Origin of the sequence: Pseudomonas sp. ANT_H12B (assembly GCF_008369325.1) — a bacterium.
Lineage (GTDB): Bacteria > Pseudomonadota > Gammaproteobacteria > Pseudomonadales > Pseudomonadaceae > Aquipseudomonas.
This window is the reverse complement of the sequence record NZ_VOBI01000006.1, coordinates 17,571-40,381: the sequence shown is the minus strand read 5'-3', so window position 1 is coordinate 40,381 and position 22,811 is coordinate 17,571. Positions and strand designations below refer to the sequence as shown.

General features: G+C 60.8%; 10 protein-coding genes. 6 read left to right on the top strand and 4 right to left on the bottom strand.

Annotated elements, in window-relative coordinates; translation table 11 throughout:
- Positions 1–113: 113 nt before the first annotated feature.
- Positions 114–13,097: a non-ribosomal peptide synthetase gene (locus tag FQ185_RS11240; RefSeq protein ID WP_149417500.1), complete on the top strand. Its 12,984-nt coding sequence runs from the start codon at positions 114–116 to the stop codon at positions 13,095–13,097.
- Positions 13,098–13,247: 150 nt separating this feature from the next.
- Positions 13,248–14,060 carry an alpha/beta fold hydrolase gene (locus FQ185_RS11235; protein WP_149417499.1) on the top strand — a complete coding sequence of 271 codons (813 nt, stop codon included), beginning with the start codon at positions 13,248–13,250 and terminating at the stop codon, positions 14,058–14,060.
- Between the two features lie 39 nt (positions 14,061–14,099).
- On the opposite strand, the gene dsbG is transcribed toward FQ185_RS11235, so the two are convergent.
- The 4 genes from dsbG to FQ185_RS11215 form a co-directional block, all read right to left on the bottom strand.
- A complete protein-coding gene (gene dsbG, locus FQ185_RS11230; RefSeq protein WP_149417498.1) occupies positions 14,100–14,867 on the bottom strand; it encodes a thiol:disulfide interchange protein DsbG in 768 nt (255 codons plus the stop codon).
- Positions 14,843–15,709, bottom strand: a complete 867-nt coding sequence (locus tag FQ185_RS11225; RefSeq protein ID WP_149417497.1) for a TlpA disulfide reductase family protein — start codon at positions 15,707–15,709, stop codon at positions 14,843–14,845. Before FQ185_RS11225 ends, dsbG begins: the two co-directional genes overlap by 25 nt.
- A complete protein-coding gene (gene dsbD / locus FQ185_RS11220; protein WP_149417496.1) occupies positions 15,709–17,445 on the bottom strand; it encodes a protein-disulfide reductase DsbD in 1,737 nt (578 codons plus the stop codon). The genes FQ185_RS11225 and dsbD overlap by 1 nt, the downstream gene beginning before the upstream one ends.
- Positions 17,446–17,579: 134 nt before the next feature.
- Entirely contained in the window at positions 17,580–18,287 is a 708-nt protein-coding gene (locus FQ185_RS11215) for a hypothetical protein (protein WP_149417495.1), read from the bottom strand.
- A gap of 329 nt (positions 18,288–18,616) precedes the next feature.
- Between FQ185_RS11215 and FQ185_RS11210 the strand changes: the two genes are divergently transcribed.
- The 4 genes from FQ185_RS11210 (at position 18,617) to FQ185_RS11195 (ending at position 22,804) form a co-directional block, all read left to right on the top strand.
- Positions 18,617–19,297, top strand: coding sequence for a response regulator (locus FQ185_RS11210; protein WP_149417494.1), 681 nt, complete (start codon positions 18,617–18,619; stop codon positions 19,295–19,297).
- Positions 19,294–20,619 carry an ATP-binding protein gene (locus tag FQ185_RS11205; protein WP_149417493.1) on the top strand — a complete coding sequence of 442 codons (1,326 nt, stop codon included), beginning with the start codon at positions 19,294–19,296 and terminating at the stop codon, positions 20,617–20,619. The genes FQ185_RS11210 and FQ185_RS11205 overlap by 4 nt, the downstream gene beginning before the upstream one ends.
- Before the next feature lie 143 nt (positions 20,620–20,762).
- A complete protein-coding gene (locus FQ185_RS11200; RefSeq protein WP_149417492.1) occupies positions 20,763–21,248 on the top strand; it encodes a GNAT family N-acetyltransferase in 486 nt (161 codons plus the stop codon).
- A gap of 143 nt (positions 21,249–21,391) precedes the next feature.
- Positions 21,392–22,804, top strand: coding sequence for an aspartate aminotransferase family protein (locus FQ185_RS11195; RefSeq protein ID WP_149417491.1), 1,413 nt, complete (start codon positions 21,392–21,394; stop codon positions 22,802–22,804).
- Positions 22,805–22,811: the final 7 nt, after the last annotated feature.

The following is a 22,811-nucleotide window of genomic DNA, read 5'->3' as shown; positions in this document are numbered from 1 at the left end:
AGCACTCCCAATGCCTTGCGCGGTCGGCGAAGACCGCGTCCTGCATGCCCTCGACTGGGCGTGACGTAAGAAACCCGATTCCACTTGCAAGCCGAATTCAGGCAGGAAACCTCATGACCGACGCGTTCGAACTCCCCAGCACACTGGTCCAAGCCCTTCAGCGCCGCGCGGCCCTGACGCCGGACCGGGTGGCCTTGCGTTTTCTCGCCGAAACCCAGGATCAGGCTGTGGTGCTCAGCTATCGAGAGCTGGATCAGCGCGCACGCACCATTGCCGGCGCGTTGCAGGCAGAGGCTGAATTGGGTGATCGCGCGGTGTTGCTGTTTCCGAGCGGCCCGGATTATGTCGCGGCGTTTTTTGGCTGCCTGTACGCCGGTGTGATCGCGGTGCCTGCCTATCCACCGGAGTCGGCTAAACGTCATCACCAGGACCGTCTGCTGTCGATCATCAGCGATGCAGAGCCGCGTCTGTTGCTGACCAGCTCCGGACTGCGCGATGCGTTGCAACAAATTGAAGGCGCGCCGCCGCTGCTGTGTGTCGACACCCTCGACAGCGTTCTGGCCGAACGTTGGGTTGCGCCGGATCTGCAAGACGATCACATCGCCTTTTTGCAGTACACCTCCGGTTCCACCGCGTTGCCTAAAGGTGTGCAAGTCAGCCACGGCAACCTGGTGGCCAACGAACTGCTGATTCGTCACGGCTTCGGCATCGATCTGAACCCTGACGACGTGATCGTCAGCTGGCTGCCGCTGTACCACGACATGGGGTTGATCGGCGGTCTGTTACAGCCGATTTTCAGCGGCGTGCCGTGCGTGTTGATGTCGCCCGCTTACTTCCTCGGCCGGCCGTTGCGCTGGCTGGAAGCGATCAGCGAGTACGGTGGCACCATCAGCGGCGGGCCGGACTTTGCCTATCGCCTGTGCAGTGAGCGGGTCAGCGAGTCGGCTCTGGAGCGACTCGACCTGAGCGGTTGGCGCGTGGCGTATTCCGGCTCCGAACCGATCCGCCTCGATACGCTGGAACGTTTCGCCGAGAAGTTCGCAGTGTGCGGTTTCACCCCGGACAGTTTCATGGCCTCCTACGGTCTGGCCGAAGCGACACTGTTCGTGGCCGGCAGCCCTCGTGGTCAAGGCATTGGCAACCTGCGCGTGGATGATCAAGCCCTGGCGCAGAACCGTGCCGAGCCCGGCGAGGGCAGCGCGATCATGAGCTGCGGCATCAGCCAGCCGGATCACGCGGTGCTGATTGTCGATCCGTTAGCGCTCAACGAATTGGCCGACAACGCTGTCGGCGAAGTCTGGGCAAGCGGGCCGAGCATCGCCCACGGCTACTGGCGTAACCCTGAGGCCAGCGCCAAAACCTTCGTTCAGCACGCTGGCCGTACCTGGCTGCGCACCGGCGACCTGGGCTTTTTGCGCAAGGGTGAGTTGTTCATCACCGGGCGCCTGAAAGACATGCTGATTGTTCGCGGTCACAACCTCTATCCGCAGGACATCGAGCAGACCATCGAGCGTGAAGTGGAGGTGGTGCGCAAAGGTCGTGTCGCTGCGTTCGCCGTTAACATCGAGGGTCAGGAAGGCATCGGCATCGCGGCGGAAATCAGCCGCAGCATGCAAAAAATCCTCCCGCCCGACGCGTTGATCAAAGCCATCCGCCAAGCTGTCGCCGAGGCGTACCAGGAAGCGCCGAGTGTCGTGGTGCTGCTCAATCCGGGCGCACTGCCCAAGACCTCCAGCGGCAAACTGCAACGTTCGGCGTGCCGCAATCGCCTGGTGGACGGTAGCCTCGACAGCTATGCGCTGTTCCCTTCGGCGGTCGCCGAAAGCGAGGCAAACACTGAATCGGGATCTGAGCTGCACACCTTGATCGGCCAGATCTGGTGCGAGCAATTGCAGGTCAAGCAGATCAACGCCGACGATCACTTCTTCCTGCTCGGCGGCAACTCCATCGCCGCGACTCAAGTGGTTGCGCGGCTGCGCGAAGAACTCGCTCTGGAGCTGAACCTGCGCCTGTTGTTCGAAGCGCCAACCCTTGACGCGTTCACCGCCGCTGTTGCTCAGTTGCAACAAGATGGCGGCCTGGCGCAAGGCGCGATCACCCCGCTGTCGCGCAACGAACCGATGCCGCAATCCCTGGCACAAAACCGTTTGTGGATCACCTGGCAACTTGACCCGCAAAGCAGCGCCTACAACATTCCCGGTGCCTTGCGCCTGCGCGGTGAACTGGATGAAGACGCCTTGCGCAGCAGTTTCCAGCACCTGATCGAGCGGCACGAATCCCTACGAACGCGGTTCTTCGAGCGTGACGGCGTGGCGCTGCAACAGGTCGATGCCGCCGCCGAATTCAATCTGCAATTGATCGACATCAGCGATTTGCCTGTCGCCGAACGTGAACCGCGAGCGCTGCAAATCCGTGAGGACGAGGCGCGCACTCAATTCGATCTGGAAAAAGGCCCGCTGCTGTGGGTCACCCTGGTACGCCTCGACGATGAAGATCACCAACTGCTGGTGACGCTGCACCACATCATCGCCGACGGCTGGTCGCTGAATGTGCTGATCGACGAGTTCTCGCGCTTGTACGCCGCCGCTTCCCAAGGACAAAAAGCGACGCTCGCGGCATTGCCAACCCAGTACGCCGATTACGGCAGCTGGCAGCGCCAATGGCTGGCGCAAGGCGAGGGCGAGCGGCAGCTGGCTTACTGGAAAGCACAGCTGGGCGATGAACACCCGACCCTCAGTCTGACCACTGACCATCCGCGCTCGGCGCACCATGCTCACAGTGCCGCCCGCCATTCCATACAACTGGGCGCGACCCTGAGCGATGCCATTCGCCAGACTGCCCAGGCCCATGAATCCACATCGTTCATGCTGCTGCTCGCCGCATTCCAGAGCCTGCTGCACCGCTACAGCGGTCAGCGCGACATCCGCATCGGCGTACCGAACGCCAACCGTCCGTGCCTGGAAACCCAAGGGCTGATTGGCTTCTTCATCAACACCCAAGTGCTGCGCGCCGAGGTGGATCCACGGCTGCCATTTGTTGAACTGTTGGCGCAAACCCGTTCGGCCGCGTTGGGTGCGCAAGCCCATCAGGACCTGCCGTTCGAACAACTGCTCGAAGCCTTTCCGCAAGCTCGTGAACAAGGTCTGTTCCAGGTCATGCTCAACCACCAGCAACGGGATCTGAGCGCACTGCGCCGCTTGCCGGGGCTGTTGGTCGAAGAGTTGCCGTGGCACAGCCGTGAAGCCAAGTTCGACCTGCAACTGCACAGCGAAGAAGATCGTAACGGTCGCCTCAGTCTGTCCTTCGACTACGCCAGCAAACTGTTCGACACCGCGACCATCGAGCGTCTGGCCGAGCACTTCGCCAACCTGCTGCGGGCCATCTGCGAACAACCGGAAACCACGGTCGGCGACCTTCAATTGCTGACCCCGAGCGAACACGATCAGCAAGCGCTGTGGAGCGCCGCACCGTGCACACCCGCCAGCCAATGGTTGCCGGAACTGCTCAACGAGCAGGCGCGCCAGACCCCGGAACGCACCGCATTGATATGGGACGGCGGCAGCCTGGACTTCGCTGAACTGCACACCCATGCCAACCGCCTGGCCCATTACCTGCGCGACAAAGGCGTCGGCCCCGACGTGCGCGTGGCCATCGCGGCCGAGCGTTCGCCGCAGTTGCTGATCGGCCTGCTGGCGATCATCAAGGCCGGTGGCGCCTACGTGCCGCTGGACCCGGATTACCCGACCGAGCGTCTGGCCTACATGCTCAGTGACAGCGGCGTCGAGTTGTTGCTGACCCAAACTCAATTGCTTGACCGTTTACCGGCCACCGACGGCGTCAGCGTGATCGCCATGGACGCCCTGCATCTGGAGAGCTGGCCGAGCCAGGCGCCGGGCCTGCACCTGCACGGTGACAACCTCGCGTACGTGATTTACACCTCCGGCTCCACCGGCCAACCGAAGGGCGTCGGCAACACCCACGCAGCCCTCGTCGAGCGCTTGCAATGGATGCAGAGCACCTATCGCTTGAACGAAACCGACGTGCTGATGCAAAAGGCCCCGATCAGTTTCGACGTGTCGGTGTGGGAGTGCTTCTGGCCGCTGATCACAGGTAGCCGCTTGCTGCTCGCCGGCCCCGGCGAGCACCGCGATCCACACCGCATCGCGCAGCTGGTTCAGCAATACGGCGTGACCACGCTGCACTTCGTGCCGCCATTGCTGGCGTTGTTCATCGACGAGCCGCTATCCAGCGAATGCACCAGCCTGCGCCGTGTGTTCTCCGGTGGTGAAGCCTTGCCCGCTGAACTGCGAAACCGTGTGCTGGAACAATTGCCTGCCGTTCAATTGCACAACCGTTACGGCCCGACCGAAACCGCAATCAACGTCACCCATTGGCACTGCACGGCGGCCGATGGCGAACGCTCGCCGATTGGCCAGCCTTTGGGCAATGTGATCTGCCGCGTGCTCGACAGCGAACTGAATCCAGTGCCGGCCGGCGTGCCGGGTGAACTGTGCATCAGCGGCATCGGCCTGGCCCGAGGTTATCTCGGTCGTCCTTCGCTGACCGCGGAACGTTTTGTCGTCGATCCATTGGGTGAGCAGGGCGCGCGTCTGTACCGCACTGGCGACTGCGCGCGCTGGACCGCCGACGGCGTGATCGAATACCTCGGCCGGCTCGATCAGCAGGTCAAACTGCGGGGCTTTCGCGTCGAACCGGAAGAAATCGAAGCGCGATTGCTGGCCCAGGACGGCGTCGCTCAAGCCGTGGTGCTGGTGCGCGAAACAGCGGCCGGTGGACAGTTGATCGGCTACTACACCGCCACTGAAACCAGCGAAACCGAAGACGCTCAAACCACCCGCCTGAAAACCGCGCTGGCGGCAGAATTGCCGGAATACATGGTCCCGGCGCAGCTCATGCGACTGGACGAAATGCCCCTGAGCCCAAGCGGTAAACTCGATCGTCGTGCCTTGCCGGAACCGCAGTGGCAAGTGCGCGAGCACGTCGAACCGGTCACTGCACTGGAACAGCAAATCGCCGGCATCTGGCGCGAAGTATTGGGGCTGGCAACACTCGGCCTGAGTGACGATTTCTTCGCCCTCGGCGGCCATTCTTTGCTGGCCACGCAAATCATCTCCCGCACCCGTCAGGCCTGCGACGTCGAGTTACCGCTGCGAGCGTTGTTCGAGAACAGTGAACTGGGTGTGTTTGCCGAACAAGTGCGGCTGATTCAAGTCAGCGGCAAAACCAACAAACAGCCACCGATCGAAAAGGTCGACCGCAGCCAACCGGTGCCGCTGTCCTATTCCCAACAGCGCATGTGGTTCCTCTGGCAGATGGAGCCGGACAGTCCGGCCTACAACGTGGGCGGCATGGCGCGGCTGCGCGGGGGGCTCGATGTCGGGCGTTTCGAAGCGGCGCTGCAAGCGCTGATCATGCGCCACGAAACCCTGCGCACCACCTTCCCGAGCATTGACGGCGTGGCCCGGCAACAGGTTCACCCGCACACCGGGATGCGCATGGACTGGAAGGATTTCTCTGCGCTGGATGCCGACAGCCGTGAACAACGGGTTCAGCAACTGGCCGACAGCGAGGCCCACACGCAGTTCGATCTGGAAACGGGACCGCTGCTGCGCGCCTGCATGGTCAAGACCGCCGAGCAGGAACATTACCTGGTACTGACCCTGCACCACATCGTCACCGAAGGCTGGGCGATGGACATCTTCGCCCGGGAACTGAGCGCACTCTACGAAGCCTTCGTCGATGACCGCCAATCGCCGCTGGCACCGCTGCCGGTGCAATACCTGGATTACAGCGTCTGGCAGCGTCAGTGGCTGGAGTCCGGGGAGCGCCAACGCCAGCTCGATTACTGGACCGCGCAACTGGGCCGCGAACATCCGCTGCTGGAATTGCCGGGTGATCGCCCGCGTCCGCCGGTGCAAAGTCACCAGGGTGAATTGTTCCGTTTCGACCTCAGCGATGACCTCGCCGCACGGGTCCGCGCCTTCAACGCGCAACACGGTCTGACCCTGTTCATGACCATGACCGCCGCGCTGGCGGTGCTGCTTTACCGCTACAGCGGCCAGACCGACTTGCGCATCGGCGCGCCAGTGGCCAACCGGATTCGCCCGGAAAGCGAAGGCCTGATCGGCGCGTTCCTTAACACTCAAGTATTGCGTTGCCAGCTCGACGGGCAGATGTCCGTCGGTGAATTGTTCGAGCAGGTTCGCCACACGGTGATCGAAGGTCAGTCCCATCAGGACCTGCCGTTCGATCATCTGGTGGAAGCCTTGCAGCCACCGCGCAGCGCTGCGTACAACCCGCTGTTCCAGGTGATGTGCAACGTTCAGCGCTGGGAATTCCAACAGAGCCGCACCCTCGCCGGGATGACGGTCGAGTACCTGGCCAACGATGCCCGGGCGACCAAATTCGACCTCAACCTCGAAGTCACCGACCTTGACCAACGCCTCGGTTGCTGCCTGACGTACAGCACCGATCTGTTCGACGAGCCGCGCATTGCACGGATGGCCGGGCACTGGCGCAATCTGTTGGAAGCGCTGCTGACCGATCCGCAACAGCGCCTCAGTGAGCTGCCGTTGCTGGAAGCGAGCGAACAGAAAAACCTGCTCGACAGCCTTGGCGTCGAACCGGGCGAACATCGACTGGATCAGTGCATCCATCACCTGTTCAGTGAACAGGCGCTGGTGCGCAAGGATGCACCGGCGTTGACCTTCGCCGGGCAAACCCTGAGCTACGCCGAACTCGACAGCCGTGCCAATCGCCTGGCATGGATGCTCCGCGAGCGTGGCGTTGGCCCGCAGGTTCGCGTCGGTTTGGCGTTGGAGCGTTCGTTGGAGATGGTCGTCGGCTTGCTGGCGATTCTCAAGGCGGGTGGCGCTTATGTGCCGCTGGACCCGGAATACCCGCTGGATCGTCTGCATTACATGATCGAAGACAGCGGTATCGGCCTGCTGCTCAGCGATGCGGCAATGTTCGAAGCGCTCGGCGAACTGCCGCCCACCGTGGCCCGTTGGTGCCTGGAAGAAGACGCCGCAGAACTGGCCAACTACCCGGCCACTGAGCTGCCGTTTATCAGCCTGCCGCAGCATCAGGCGTACCTGATTTACACCTCGGGCTCCACCGGTAAACCGAAAGGTGTGGTGGTGTCCCACGGTGAAATCGCCATGCACTGCCAAGCAGTAATCGAACGTTTCGGCATGCGCCCGGACGACTGCGAACTGCATTTTTATTCGATCAACTTCGACGCCGCCACCGAGCGTCTGTTGGTGCCGCTATTGAGTGGTGCTCAGGTTGTGTTGCGTGCCCAGGGCCAATGGGACGCCGAAGAAATCTGCGGACTGATTCGTCGGCACAACATCAACATTCTCGGTTTCACCCCAAGCTATGGCAGCCAACTGGCGCAGTGGCTGGCGACCCAAGGCGAGGCCCTGCCGGTGCGCATGTGCATCACCGGCGGCGAGGCCCTGACCGGCGAACACTTGCAACGGATTCGCGCGGCGTTCAAACCGAGCCTGTTCTTCAACGCTTACGGCCCGACCGAAACCGTGGTCATGCCGCTGGCGAGCCTGGCGCCTGAGCAACTGGAAGAAGGCCTGGGCAGCGTGCCGATCGGCAGTGTGATTGGCGCTCGCGTGGCGTACATCCTCGATGCCGATCTGGCGTTGGTGCCGCAAGGCGCGACCGGCGAGTTGTACGTCGGTGGCGCCGGTCTGGCGCAGGGTTATCACGAACGTCCGGGCATGACGGCCGAGCGTTTTGTGGCTGATCCGTTTGCGGCCAATGGCGGGCGTCTGTATCGCACCGGCGACCTGGTGCGCCAGCGCGCCGATGGTCGGGTGGAGTACCTCGGACGCATCGACCATCAAGTGAAAATTCGTGGTTTCCGCATCGAGCTGGGCGAGATTGAAACTCGATTGCTGGAACATGAATCCGTGCGTGAGGCCGTGGTTTTGGCACTCGATGCACCGAGTGGAAAACAACTCGTCGGCTATCTGGTGACCGACGTTGTCGAGCAGGACGAAGCCCGGCAAGCCTCCCTGCGCGAAGCGCTGAAGAATCACCTCAAATCCCAGTTGCCGGATTACATGGTGCCCACGCACTTGATCCTGCTGGCAAGCATGCCACTGACCGCCAACGGTAAACTCGACCGCCGCGCACTGCCGGCGCCGGACCCGGAGCTGAACCGTCAGGATTATGTGGCGCCAAGCAACGAGCTTGAGCTGACGTTGGCCGGCATCTGGTGCGAAGTGCTGAACGTCGAACAAGTCGGCCTCAACGACAACTTCTTCGAACTGGGCGGCGATTCGATTCTGTCGATCCAGGTGGTCAGCCGCGCGCGGCAGCAGGGCATTCACTTCAGCCCTCGCGATCTGTTCCAGCACCAGACCGTGCAAACGCTGGCCGCCGTAGCGACCCGCAGCGAGCAGGTCACGGCCGAACAAGGTTTGTTGACCGGTGAATCGCGCCTGACGCCGATCCAGCACTGGTTCTTCGACACGGATATTCCTGAGCGTCAGCACTGGAACCAGGCGTTGTTGCTGGAGCCGACCGTAACGCTGGAACCTCATCGCCTGGAGCAAGCGCTGCTGGCGGTGATCGAGCAGCACGATGCCTTGCGTTTGCGCTTCAGCAAAATCGACGCTCAATGGCATGCCGAGCACCAGGTGACCTCCGATATCCCGGTGCTGTGGCAGGTGCGCGTCTCATCTATGGACAAGTGCACCGCGCTGTTCGCCGATGCCCAGCGCAGCCTCGATCTGGAACAAGGGCCGTTGATGCGTGCCTTGTTGGTCGATGGACCCGAAGGGCAACAACGGCTGTTCATCGCCATTCACCACTTGGTGGTGGACGGTGTTTCGTGGCGGGTGTTGCTGGACGATTTGCAAACGGTGTATCGCCAACTGGACGCGGGGCAGCCGGCAAAACTGCCAGCGAAAACCAGTGCCTTCAAGGACTGGGCTGCGCGTTTGCAAGCGTATGCCGGCAGCGAATCCCTGCGCGAAGAGCTGAGCTGGTGGCAGTCGCAACTGGCCGGTCAAAGCGTTGAATTGCCGTGTGATCGCCCCGAGGGTGGCGGGCAGAACGGTCATGCGCACACTGTCAGCGTGCGCCTCGACAGCGAGCGTACCCGTCAATTGCTGCAACAGGCGCCGAGCGCTTATCGCACTCAGGTCAATGACTTGTTGTTGACCGCATTGGCCCGCGTGCTGTGCCGCTGGTGCGGTCATGAATCGACACTGATTCAACTGGAAGGCCACGGTCGTGAAGCGCTTTTTGACGAGATCGATCTGACCCGCACCGTGGGCTGGTTCACCAGCGCGTATCCGCTGCGGCTGACACCAGAGAACGGGCAGGGCGCCTCGATCAAGGCGATCAAGGAACAACTGCGCGCGGTGCCGCACAAAGGGCTGGGTTATGGCGTGCTGCGTTATCTGGCCGATGACCTGAGTCGTCAAGCCATGGCCACATTGCCGGTGGCGCCGATCACCTTCAACTACCTCGGTCAGTTCGATCAGAGCTTCGGCAGCGACGCGTTGTTCCGTCCGCTGGACGAGCCGGTCGGCGCGGCCCACGATCCACACGCCCCGTTGCCCAACGATCTGAGCATCGACAGTCAGGTCTACGGCGGTGAACTGGTGCTGCGCTGGACCTTCAGCGCCGAACGCCACGACCCGCAGACCATCACCGACTTGGCGGATGCCTACCTCGGCGAGTTGCAGCGCCTGATCGAACATTGCCTGCACGACGATGCGGGCGGCCTGACACCGTCGGACTTCCCGCTGGCGAAACTGACTCAACCGCAACTCGATGCGCTGCCGATTCCGGCCGCCGTCATTGAAGATGTCTATCCGCTGACCCCGATGCAGGAAGGCATGTTGCTGCATACCTTGCTGGAACCAGGCACCGGTCTCTACTACATGCAGGATCGCTACCGCATCAACAGCGAGCTCGATCCGCAGCGTTTCGCCCAGGCCTGGCAAGCGGTCATTGCCCGTCACGAAGCCCTGCGCGCGTCGTTTTGCTGGAACGTCGGCGAAGACATGCTGCAAGTGATTCACAAACCGGGCAGCACGCCGATCGAGTCTCTGGACTGGACCGCAATCGCCGAAGCCGAGCAAGAGCCGAAGCTGCAAGCGCTGCTGAAAAGCGAGCGCGAAGCCGGTTTCGATTTGCTCAACCAGGCACCGTTTCACCTGCGCTTGATCAAGGTCGGCGCGGCGCGCTACTGGTTCATGATGAGCAACCACCACATCCTCATCGATGCCTGGTGCCGCTCACTGTTGATGAACGATTTCTTTGAAATCTACACCGCCCTCGGTGAAGGTCGCGAGGCGCAACTGGCTGTGCCGCCACGTTATCGCGACTACATTGGCTGGCTGCAACGCCAGAGCCTGACCGAAGCGCGGCAGTGGTGGAAAACCAACCTGCAAGGCTTCGAGCGCACCACGCCGATTCCGAGTGACCGGCCGTTCCTGCGTGAGCATGCCGGCGAAAGCGGCGGCATGATCGTCGGGGATCGCTACACGCGGCTTGATGCCTGCGACGGTGCGCAATTGCGCGAATTGGCCCAGGCCCATCAGCTGACCATCAACACCTTCGCCCAAGCAGCATGGGCCTTGGTATTGCGGCGCTTGAGCGGTGATCGCGACGTGTTGTTCGGTGTCACGGTGGCCGGACGTCCGGTGGACATGCCGGAGATGCAACGCACCGTCGGGCTGTTCATCAACAGCATCGCGCTGCGGGTGAAAATGCCCGAGGACGATCAGCGTTGCAGCGTTCGCCAGTGGCTCAGCGACTTGCTCGACAGCAACATGCAACTGCGCGAGTACGAATACCTGCCGCTGGTGAGCATTCAGGAAAACAGCGAGTTGCCCAAGGGCCAGCCGTTGTTCGACAGCTTGTTCGTGTTCGAAAACGCCCCGGTGGAAGTCTCGGTACTGGACCGTGCACAAAGCCTCAACGCCACCTCGGATTCGGGCCGCACCCACACCAACTTCCCGTTGACGGCGGTCTGCTATCCGGGCGATGACCTTGGCCTGCACCTGTCCTACGACCAGCGTTACTTCGATGAGTCCACGATCGAACGCATGCTCGGTGAGTTCAAGCGCTTGCTGCTGGCCTTGGTGGAAGGTTTCCACGGCGACATGGCTGATCTGCCGCTGCTGGGTGCCGAGGAGCAGGACTTCCTGATCCATGGTTGCAATCAGAGCGAGCACGATTACCCGCTGGAGCAAAGCTATGTCGAGTTGTTTGAGGCTCAGGTTGCTCAGCATCCGCAGCGGATTGCCGCCAGTTGCCTCGACCGGTTGCACAGCTACATCGAGCTGAATGAACGCAGCAACCGTCTCGGTCATGCGCTGATCGCCGCGGGCGTCGGGCTGGATCAACCGGTGGCGTTACTCGCTGAACGTAACCTCGATTTGCTCGGTATGATCATCGGCAGTTTCAAGGCTGGCGCGGGGTATCTGCCGCTGGACCCGGGCCTGCCGAGTCAGCGCCTGAGCCGGATCATCGACCTGAGCCGCACGCCGTTGCTGGTCTGCACCCAGGCCTGCCGTGAGCAAGCGATCGCGCTGCTGGATGAGTTCGGTTGTGCCCATCGACCTCGATTGCTGGTCTGGGAAGAGGTGCAAGCGAGCGATGCGTCGGTGCAAAACCCGGGCATCTACAGCGGCCCGGACAACCTCGCTTACGTGATCTACACCTCGGGCTCCACCGGTTTGCCCAAAGGTGTGATGGTCGAGCAGCGCGGCATGCTCAATAACCAATTGAGCAAGGTGCCGTACCTGAACCTGAGTACGACAGATGTGATCGCCCAAACCGCCTCGCAAAGCTTCGATATTTCGGTCTGGCAGTTCCTCGCCGCACCGTTGTTCGGCGCTCGGGTGGACATCGTGCCGAACACCATCGCCCATGATCCGCAAGGGTTGCTGGCCCATGTTCAGAGCCAGGGCATCACCGTGCTGGAAAGCGTGCCGTCGCTGATTCAGGGCATGCTCGCCCAGGAACGAATGAGCCTCGATGGCCTGCGCTGGATGTTGCCGACCGGTGAAGCGATGCCGCCAGAGTTGGCCAACCAGTGGCTGCTGCGTTACCCGCAGATTGGTCTGGTGAATGCTTACGGTCCGGCGGAATGCTCGGATGACGTGGCGTTCTTCCGCGTCGATCCGGCCTCGACCCGCGGCAGTTATTTGCCGATTGGTACGCCGACCGACAACAACCGTTTGTACCTGCTCGACGGTGCGCTGGAGCTGGTGCCGTTGGGTGCAGTGGGTGAATTGTGCGTCGCCGGTACAGGCGTCGGCCGTGGCTACGTCAGTGATCCGTTGCGCACCGCTCAGGTGTTTGTGCCGAACCCGTTTGGCGCGCCGGGAGATCGTTTGTATCGCACCGGCGACCTGGCTCGCCGTCGCAGTGACGGCGTGCTGGAGTACGTTGGTCGCATCGACCATCAAGTGAAAATCCGCGGTTACCGCATCGAACTGGGGGAAATCGAGGCACGTCTTCATGAGCAGCCGGAAGTCCGCGAAGCGGCGGTGGGTGTGCAGGAAGGGGTGAACGGCAAGCATCTGGTTGGGTACCTGGTTGCGGCGGATTCGACGCTCAATCCAACCGAGCGACTGGAACGCATCAAGCAACGTCTGCGCGCCGAATTGCCGGAATATATGGTGCCGCTGCACTGGCTATGGCTTGAGCGGATGCCGCTGAATGCCAACGGCAAGCTTGATCGCAAGGCTCTGCCGGCGCTGGAGATCGGCCAGCTGCAGAGCCAGGACTATCAGGCACCGCGCAATGAACTGGAGCAGACGTTGGCCGATATCTGGGCCGAAGTGCTGAAGGTCGAGAAGGTCGGTATTCGCGACAATTTCTTCGAGCTGGGTGGGCATTCGCTGCTGGCGACGCAAATCGCCTCGCGGGTGCAAAAAGCCCTGCAACGTGATGTGCCTCTGCGGGCGATGTTCGAGTGCAGCACGGTGGCGGAGTTGGCGGAATACATTGATGGATTGGCGGCGAGCGACATCACTGAGGAGAAGGTGGATCGTCTTAACGATTTGATGGCGGAGTTGGAGGGGTTGTAGTTCTCTAGCGTCTGTTAAGTCCTCATCGCGGGCTTGCCCGCGATGGCGTCATTGAAATTTGCGCGAATTTGCGCGTTGACTGTCGCTTCGGACCGGCTCAGGCTGCCTGTGCTTTTTTGGGTGGATCGCAATTCACAAAGGAGACAGTCAATGCCCTTCGTTACGGTTGATGGACAACCCCTTCACTACATTGATCAAGGCACCGGCCCTGCCGTTCTGCTGGCTGGAAGCTACCTCTGGGAGCAGGCCATGTGGGTGCCGCAAATTACCGCCCTGTCGCAGCAATACCGCGTGATAGCTCTGGACCTGTGGGGCCATGGTGAATCCGGGCAGATGCCCGAGTGCACACAGTCACTGGATGACATTGCGCGCCAGGCACTGGCACTGCTTGATCATCTGGATATCGATCGGGTCACGCTGGTCGGTCTTTCGGTCGGAGGCATGTGGGGCGTGCGTTTGGCATTGTCGTCACCGCAGCGGCTTAACGGTCTGGTGTTGATGGACACCTATGTCGGTGTCGAGCCGGAACCGACTCGCCAATACTATTTCTCGCTGTTCAAACAGATCGAAGACACCGGCGTGATCTCGCCGCAGTTGCTCGATATCGTGGTGCCGATTTTCTTCCGTCCCGGCATCGATCCGCAGTCGGCGCTGTATCAGGATTTCCGCGCCAGACTGGCCGCGCTGCCGCCTGAGCGTCTGCGCGAAAGCATCGTACCGATGGGGCGGATTACGTTTGGTCGTGATGATCTGTTGCCGCGACTGGGCGAGTTGAATCCTGAAACCACGCTGGTGATGTGTGGTGATCAAGACAAACCTCGACCACCGTCTGAAACGAAGGAAATGGCCGAGTTGATCGGTTGCCCGTATGTGCTGGTGCCGGAGGCGGGGCATATCTCCAATCTGGAAAACCCAACGTTCGTCACCGAGGCGTTGCTGAAGTTTCTGGCTGAACGCGGGTGAAGATCGTTCCCACGCAGAGCGTGGGAACGATCACTTGTACTACTTGGGCCCGAGAATTTTCGCTAGTTTGTCCGGCGACGGCGCGCCTTGCTGCTGTTGCAACTCACCCTTGTCGTCCATGTAGAAAATCGCCGGGGTCGCGGACAACTCGAGGTCTTCCATCAGTTGCATATTGGCGGCGAGCTTCGCCTGAATCGCGGGTGGTACGTCTTTCAGAGCCTTGAGCGAACTGCCTTTGCCGGACTTCTCATGTTCTTCCAGGGCTTTGCTCGGGTCCTTGGCGGCCAGCAGCGCGGCGGATTTGCCCGGGCTGTCTTCACGGATGATGCCGACCATGATGTGTCGCAGCTGCACTTTGCCGGCCTTCACCCACGGCCGGGCCTGTTCCCAGAACATGTTGCAGTAAGGGCAGTTCGGGTCGCTGAACATATAAACAACGCGCGGAGCGTCCTTTTTGCCGTCAGCGATCCAGTTGCTCGCCTCCATTTTGCCCCAGACTTCCTTGGCCATCGGCGCGTACACCAGTTTCTGCAAGGGGGCGGAGCTCAGGTCATTACCCTCGGCGTCATACAAATTGCCCAGCAGCACATGCTTGCCATCCGGGGTCAGGTACAGCGCCATGCCGCGGTTCTGGTATTGCGCGGCATAACCACGCAAGCCGTCGGGTGCATCGAACTGACCGACGATTTTCGCGCCTTTGGCTTCGATCTTCTTGATCGCTTCGGGCAGTTCTTCGGCCTGTACCGACGGCAGGTGCAGCAGGGCGGCGCCCAGTGTCAGCGTCAGCAAATGGCGGAGGCGGGGCATGGCAATTTCCTTGAAGAGGTGGCCGGTGCGGCAGGAGAAGGGCTGTCGAAGTTTTCCAGGGCGCGGGCCAGGCTGGCTTCCGACAACTCGCCCAGATGGCTGCCCAACAGACGACCGTCGGGGCTATAGAACAGCGTAGTCGGCAATGCCATGGAGCCGACGGCCTGGCCCAATCGACCGCTACCGTCGAACAGCACGTTGGACAGGCTCAGGCCCTGGGTTTCCAGAAAGGTGCTGACGCTTTGCATGCTTTCGGCCTGATTGACGAACAGAAAGGTCAGGTCCGGGCGGTGTTGCTGGGCGTTTTCCAGCACCGGCATTTCCCGGCGACACGGCGGACACCAGGTGGCCCAAAGATTGATGACCAAGGGACCGCCCTTATAGTCGGCCAGTTGCACGGTTTCACCGGCGGCATTGCGCAGGGTAATTTCCGGCAGGCGCGTGCCTTGCTCGTAAATCGTCAGGGAGAAAGTCGCCAATAGCCAGAACGCCAAACCGCTGCTCACCCCGAAGCCCAAGGGGCGGCGCAAACCCGGTCGACGCCAGCCTCGATACACGGTGGCGAGCAACAGCACGATCACGCCTGGCCAGGCAAGAAAACCGCCGTCGCGCAGGTCGATCATCTGCCACGGATCGTTGCGGTAATGGGCCCAGTAAACGGCCACGAAACCAACTCGCGCTGCCAGCATGCCGAGCAGGAACAGGCTGAACAGCGCCGACTCGGGATTCTCGCCACCGCGTTTGGCCACCCGCCAGCCGACGAAGGTCGCCAGCGCCAGCGCACTGATCAGCAGCAGGTGATTAAGCGCGATGGCAAAGGTGCCGAGGGTAAAGGTCAGCATTAACGGGCGTCTCGGGTGGTGGTCCAGCGTTGCAGGAAAGTGTCGGCATCGACCTCGCCGGTGATGCGCTGGCTGCGACGCTCGATGCCGTCGGTGCCGATCCACAGCAGGCTCGGTGGCCCCGGCACTTTATAACGGCCGAGCAGTTCGCGGCTGGCGGCATTGTCGGCGGTCACGTCCAGCCGTAGCAAGCGCACGTCGCTCAAGGCTTCGAGTACCCGGGGTTTGCCGAATACCTGTTTTTCCATGACCTTGCACGACACGCACCAGTCGGCGTAGTAGTCCAGCAGCACCCACTGGCCTTGAGCGCGTGCCGCGTCGAGTTCCCGTTGCAGGGCAGCGGGGTCCTTGATGGTGGTGAAGGCGTCGTGACCTACAGCGCTTGCGGCACGGCTGGAATTTGAGCCGCTGTAGACCTGCAACGGTTTGAACAAATCATCGCTGCCCCCGGCGGCACCGACCATCAACAGGCTGCCCCACACGCCCAGCAACAACGAACTGGCACCGAACAGATGGGCGACGCGACCGAAACCATCCGACTGCTTCCACGCGCTATATGCGGCAATCAACAGCAACCCACCGCACAAACCAACCCATAGCGATTCATCCAGCACTGGGCGCAACATCAGCAACGCGGTGGCGAGGAACAGGAAACCGAAGATGCCCTTGAGCAGATTCATCCAGGCGCCGGGTTTGGGCAGGAAGCGACTGCCGACGGTCACCAATAGCAACAGCGGTATACCGATGCCGATGCCCATGGCGAACAAAATCAGCCCACCGTGTAGCGCGTTGCCGGTTTGGGCGATGTAAAGCAATGCACCGGCCAATGGGGCAGTCATGCACGGCCCTACCAACAAACCGGACAATGCGCCCAACACGCCGGCGCCGATCAGGCTCCCGCCGCGCTGATTGCGTGAGACATTTTCCAGCCGATCACGCACGGCCACCGGCAGTTGCAGTTCGAAGAAGCCGAACATCGGCAACGCCAACAGTACAAACACCGCGGCGAAACTGCCCAGCAGCCAGGGATTTTGCAGCAGTGCCTGCAGGTTCGCACCGAGCAGCGCGGCCAGGACGCCCATCGCCGCATACACCAGCGCCATGCTCACCACATAACTGCCGGCCAGTGCGAAACCGCGTTTGGGCGTGGCACCACTGCCGACGATCAAACCGGCCAAAATGGGCAGCATCGGCAATGAGCAAGGGGTGAACGCCAACAGCAGTCCCAGGCCGAAAAACACCAACAGGCTCCAGCCCAGCGCCCGTTGCTGCAGGTCGCTGGCCAAGGCCTGATCGGGTGCTTCGTTTGTCGCAGACGTGGCTGAGTTGCCGCCCAGATCCACCACCTGAGTTTGCGGCGGATAACACAGCCCAGCATCAGCGCAACCCTGAAAACCTATTTTGATCTGGCCACTGGCACCCGCCGGAATCTTCAGTTCCAGGCCTTGGCGATAAACCTGCTGCTCACCGAAAAACTCGTCGCTGTGGGCTTCGCCTTCAGGCAATGCGGGCTTGTGCTCCGAGGGCAATCCATCGAACTTCAGGCGTTGCTGGTACAGGTAATAGCCGTCGGCAATCTGCCAATAGAGCTGGGTTTCACCGGACTCGAGACGTTCGGAGCTGAAGATGAACGCTTTGTCGACGGGGAGAAACTCAGGTTTGGTCTGGAACGGATTGCTCCCAGCCTGGGCCATACCCGAGATCAAGAGAACAAAAATTAAAAACAGTCGACGCATGGGTAAGCCTTATCCCTGTGCAGGTGAGGTGCACAATGGGCGGCGGCGATTAACCAATGATTAACCGCCCCCAGCAGCGTCTGTGAGCTGTCATTGCACGCAGCTGATCCGAAAACGCCGTCCCCGAGAAGCCTTCAGTCTCGTAACAGTCCTGGCCAAGAGCCGTCATCGATTTTTCGGGGGCCAGTCGCCACCCGATTGTTAGTGATGTCGTATTTTATGTATTCGTTATTGGTCAGAAAGATGTAGTAGTACTTGTCAAACAGTGGGTGGTCGTTTTGTGCGGCCGTTATGATTCGGTGCTTGTAGTTGTCCAGTCCACGCCAGGACTCCTGGGTGATCTGCTTACGGAATACCTTCTGCTTTGCAAGAAGATCCACGAACAAGTAGTGCCCGTCATCCATAAGGAATTTGAATAGTTTCGGCCTGCCGAAAACTTGCCACCAAGTACCGGCAACGATACGGTCAAAATAAGGAAGTATCAGCTGCCACACCGAGTCTTTAACGCGAAGGGTTTTGTTTACTTCGTCAAGATTCTGATCGTATCGACAGACCATGGGTGTATCACCTTCGTAATAAAACAGCCATAAAATATCGTGTCCAGCTACAGGAGCATTGCCACCCCAGGGATCAATGTTGGTCGTCGTGAACCCAAAGCGTAGATCTTTGACATGTTTGTCGAAACTGCCCCAGTTTCCATTGACGGTGGCGGGATATCCCTCAGGAACTTTGTTGTCACCAATATCAAAGCGTGTATAGGTGCCGGTGTCCTTGAAGAAAAAGTAAATGCGATCTGGCCCCGAGCGCCAATCGACAGCAACAAAATTTTTAAGTGTTGGCATGGTCTGAATCCTTTCAGATGAATAAGTTGTTCAATAATTGAAAAGCGTCAATTATGAAAGTTATTGGGCGGTGCGTTAAAGCCGGATTTAGATTACGCCAATGCGCTTTTGTTCTGTACGGTTTTGCGGGGTTGTTTGTTTCGGATTGAAACCGTGTGGTTCAATCTCAATCAAGGGAGGCTTGGTCAAATAATCATGAGATCATTCAATCCCCTTTGACAGGTGGCGACGACTGAACGAAAGCCCTGCTTCTCGTCAGGCAAAGCGCTTGCCATAATTGCCGCTTAATCTACATCTGTTTGACTCGCGTTTTTGCTCACGGAGCTCCCATGCACGTACTGGTTTGCGAAGACGATGAGCTGATCGCCAGCGGCATTGTCGCCGGGCTCACTGCCCAAGGCCTGACCGTGGAGCATGTCGCTACCGCTTCGGCTGCCCGGGCGATGCTCAAGGTGGCCGAATTCGACGTGATGGTGCTCGACCTCGGACTGCCGGACGAAGATGGACTCAAACTGCTTCAACAGTTACGCCACAACGGCCTTGAGTTGCCGGTGCTGATCCTCACGGCCCGGGACTCGGTTACCGACCGCGTCGACGGTCTGCAAGCCGGCGCCGACGACTATCTGCTCAAGCCTTTCGACCTGCGTGAACTGGCGGCGCGCCTGCATACCCTGTTGCGACGGGTAGCGGGGCGCAGCGTCAACCTGATCGAACACGGCGCGCTGACTTATGACCCGAGCAGTCGCGAGACCATGCTCGCCGGCCAGCCGGTGGACTTGTCGCGCCGTGAGCAGTCGCTGTTGCAGGCCTTGCTGCACAACCGTGGCCGGGTGCTGTCTACCGAGCAACTCAAAGACAGCGTCTACGGTTTCAACGACGAACTGGAAAGTAACGCCCTTAACGTGCATATCCATCACCTGCGGCGCAAACTCGGTAACGGGATTGTCGAGACTGTGCGCGGCCTGGGTTATCGCCTGGGGCCGGCCGATGGCGGAGAACAATCGAAGTGATGAGCCTGCGTTTGCGCCTGAGTCTGACACTCGGCGCCGCTTTTGCGCTGATCTGGGCCCTGGCTGCGGCCTGGATGCTCAGCGACCTGCGCAATCAAATGATGTTTTCCCTCGACCAGCGACTGGTGGCGTCGGCGCGCATGGTCGCCGGCCTCATGGAGCAATTGCCGGCGTTGCCGAGCAAAGGCGAGGGCACCCATTTCAGTGCTGAACAATTGAACATTCCGGGCGGAATGGCGTGTCAGGTCAGCTCGTTGCGAGGCGAAATCCTTGCCCGCAGTCACACCGACCCGCAACAAACCCTGGAGGCCGAGAAAATGGGCTTCCACGACCAGATGATCGACGGTGCGCCTTGGCGCAGTTTTACCCTGGCTCGCGGCGATCTGCGGATCACCACCGCCGACCGGCAGATCGAGCGCGAAGCCCTGAACATGTCCATCCTGTTGGCCGCTTCGGTGCCGGTGGGTGTGGCATTGCTTGGCTGTCTGTGCCTGCTCTGGCTGGGTATCGGCCAGGGGCTGGCGCCGCTCAACCGCATGCGTGACGCCTTGATGCGTCGCAGCGCCGACTCCCTTGAGCCCTTGCAGATCCAGCCGCTGCCCAGCGAGTTGCAACCATTGCTGGACACCCAGAATCAGTTGTTCCAACGGATCGGCAAAACCATCGAGCGTGAACGCCGCCTGACCGGTGACGCGGCCCATGAATTACGCAGCCCGTTGACGGCGATCAAGACCCATCTGCAAGTGGCGCGCATGACCGAGGGCACGGCGCGGGACCAGTCCCTGGCCAGAGCCGAAGAGGGCGCTGATCGTCTGCATCGCACGCTTGAGCAATTGCTGTTGCTCGCGCGAGTCGAGGGCAGTCTGTCGTTCGATGACGGCGTGCAATGCAGCGCCGAACAAGTGGCGAAACTGGCGATCCAGGACGCAGGCAGTGGCGATCGTCAGCGGATCAAGTTCAAGGTGCCGGCGAAGCTCTCTCACGCACCGGTGCAAATGCCCGCCGTGCTGTCGATTGCCGCGCTGCGCAATTTGTTGGACAACGCCCTGCGTCACACTCCGGACGACGGGGCCGTGGAGTTGAGTCTGGAAACCACCGGCAACCGCGTGCAGTTTGTGGTTCGCGACCACGGGCCTGGCATTGCCGAAGACGATCTGCAACACCTGACTCAACGCTTCTGGCGCAACGGCCAGAGCACCGGCTGCGGCCTCGGCCTGGCGATTGTCCAGGCCATCGTCCAGCGCTGCGGCTGTACCTTGCAGTTCGACAGCCGGCCGGATGGATTGCGGGTTGAGCTGAGCATGCCGTTGCAGCCGGTCTGACAAGCATCACCAATTCCCTGTGGGAGCGAGCAAGCTCCCACAGGGGTTCTACATCAAAAGTTACTTCTCTCCATTAGCCTCCCTCCACCCACAGCGCTATCGTCCACGGCAGCTTTGACTCAATGGACTGAGGTAACAGCGCTATGGATGCATCAATTCACATCAGCCCCGCAACGCCTGCCGATGCCGGCATTATCAGCCGGATTGTCGAGCGGTCCATCCGGGTAGGCTGCGCGCTCGACCACCGCAATGATGCGAAAATCGTCGCGGCCTGGACCCATAACAAAACCGCCGAACACATAGGCTCCTGGCTGACCGACCAGCGGTTGTATATGAACATCGCCCTGTTACAGGACAAACCGGTCGGTGTCGCCATGGCTGCAATCAGCGGCAAGGTCGCGTTCTGTTATGTGCAGCCGGAATGGTTTCGCCGGGGGGCCGGACAGGCGTTGGTGCATGACCTTGAAGGCTGGTTGATCGATCAGGGTTTGCATCAGGCACAGCTCAATAGCACCCGGACCAGCGAAGCGTTTTACCTTCATCTGGGTTATCAGCCCTGCGCCCAGACCTTTGTGATCGCGGGGCTTCATGCCATCCCCATGCACAAAGGACTTTCGCCACCTTCATAGAAAGCCGGTGGGGGGTCTAAATCCTTGAGGCTCTGATGCGTTTCCAGAACAGTAAAGCCTGCAAGTGCGCCCCGTGACCGGAACGCGCACCTGCCCGGTGTGCAGTTTTGGTCACTATCAACAGCGTATTGAGGGGTCGAGAGATGTCAGTCGCTACCAGCCTTATCGAAGATCAGCCAGCCCGGGTTGCCCCGACGCCTGCCGAGACGCTTTACCAGTTCAATGAGTCGCCGTTGCTGGCCCGTCAGAGCCAGCAGGAATCGAATGCCCGCAGCTATCCGCGACGCATTCCCCTGGCACTCAAGCGCGCCAAGGGCATTTATGTCGAAGACGTCGAAGGCCGCAGTTTCATCGACTGCCTGGCCGGCGCTGGCACCCTGGCCCTGGGGCATAACCACCCGGTGGTGATCGAAGCCATTCAGCAAGTGCTGATTGATGAACTGCCGCTGCACACGCTGGACCTGACGACCCCGGTCAAGGATCAATTCGTCCAGGATCTGTTCGGCCTGTTACCGCAGGCATTGGCCGCTGAAGCCAAGATTCAATTCTGCGGCCCTACCGGCACCGACGCGGTGGAAGCCGCGCTGAAACTGGTGCGCACCGCCACTGGGCGTAGCACCGTGTTGTCGTTCCAGGGCGGTTACCACGGCATGAGTCAGGGCGCACTGAGCCTGATGGGTAGTCTGGGGCCGAAAAAACCTTTGGGTGCCTTGCTCAGCAGTGGCGTGCAGTTCATGCCGTATCCTTACGATTACCGCTGCCCGTTCGGGCTTGGCGGTGCGCAAGGGGTGCAGGTCAACCTGAATTACCTGGAAAACCTGCTCAATGATCCCGAGGCCGGCGTGCAATTGCCAGCGGCGGTGATCGTTGAGGCGGTGCAGGGCGAGGGTGGGGTCATCCCGGCCGATCTCGACTGGTTGCGCGGCTTGCGACGCATCACCGAAAAGGCGGGCGTGGCGCTGATTGTCGATGAAATTCAGAGTGGCTTTGCGCGCACCGGCAAGATGTTCGCCTTCGAGCATGCCGGGATCATTCCGGATGTGGTGGTCATGTCCAAAGCCATCGGCGGCAGTCTGCCGCTGGCGGTGGTGGTCTACCGCGACTGGCTCGACACCTGGCTGCCCGGTGCCCATGCCGGGACTTTCCGTGGCAATCAGATGGCCATGGCCGCGGGGTCCGCAGTGATGCGTTACCTGATTGAACACAAGGTCTGCGAGCACGCCGCTGCCATGGGCGAACGCTTGAGCGAACACCTGCGCATCCTGCAGAGGGACTTCCCGCAACTGGGCGACATTCGTGGTCGCGGTTTGATACTCGGTGTTGAACTGGTCGATCCGGCGGGGGCGCTGGATGCTCTGGGCCACCCACCCATATTCGGGTGTCTGGCGCCGTTGGTTCAGCGCGAATGCCTCAAGCGTGGCTTGATCCTGGAGTTGGGTGGACGCCACGGTGGCGTGGTGCGTTTCCTGCCGCCGCTGGTGATTAGCTCTGCAGAAATCGATCGGGTGGCCGAGATTTTCGGCAGGGCCATGGCGGCTGCAACAGCCAGTCTCTAAATTTTTC

What these genes read in the sequence shown, in the direction of transcription:
- FQ185_RS11240 (WP_149417500.1), top strand. Translation starts at nt 114, where the DNA reads ATGACCGACGCGTTCGAACTCCCCAGCACACTGGTCCAAGCCCTTCAG.
- FQ185_RS11235 (WP_149417499.1), top strand. Translation starts at nt 13,248, where the DNA reads ATGCCCTTCGTTACGGTTGATGGACAACCCCTTCACTACATTGATCAA.
- dsbG (WP_149417498.1), bottom strand. Translation starts at nt 14,867, where the DNA reads ATGCCCCGCCTCCGCCATTTGCTGACGCTGACACTGGGCGCCGCCCTG.
- FQ185_RS11225 (WP_149417497.1), bottom strand. Translation starts at nt 15,709, where the DNA reads ATGCTGACCTTTACCCTCGGCACCTTTGCCATCGCGCTTAATCACCTG.
- dsbD (WP_149417496.1), bottom strand. Translation starts at nt 17,445, where the DNA reads ATGCGTCGACTGTTTTTAATTTTTGTTCTCTTGATCTCGGGTATGGCC.
- FQ185_RS11215 (WP_149417495.1), bottom strand. Translation starts at nt 18,287, where the DNA reads ATGCCAACACTTAAAAATTTTGTTGCTGTCGATTGGCGCTCGGGGCCA.
- FQ185_RS11210 (WP_149417494.1), top strand. Translation starts at nt 18,617, where the DNA reads ATGCACGTACTGGTTTGCGAAGACGATGAGCTGATCGCCAGCGGCATT.
- FQ185_RS11200 (WP_149417492.1), top strand. Translation starts at nt 20,763, where the DNA reads ATGGATGCATCAATTCACATCAGCCCCGCAACGCCTGCCGATGCCGGC.
- FQ185_RS11195 (WP_149417491.1), top strand. Translation starts at nt 21,392, where the DNA reads ATGTCAGTCGCTACCAGCCTTATCGAAGATCAGCCAGCCCGGGTTGCC.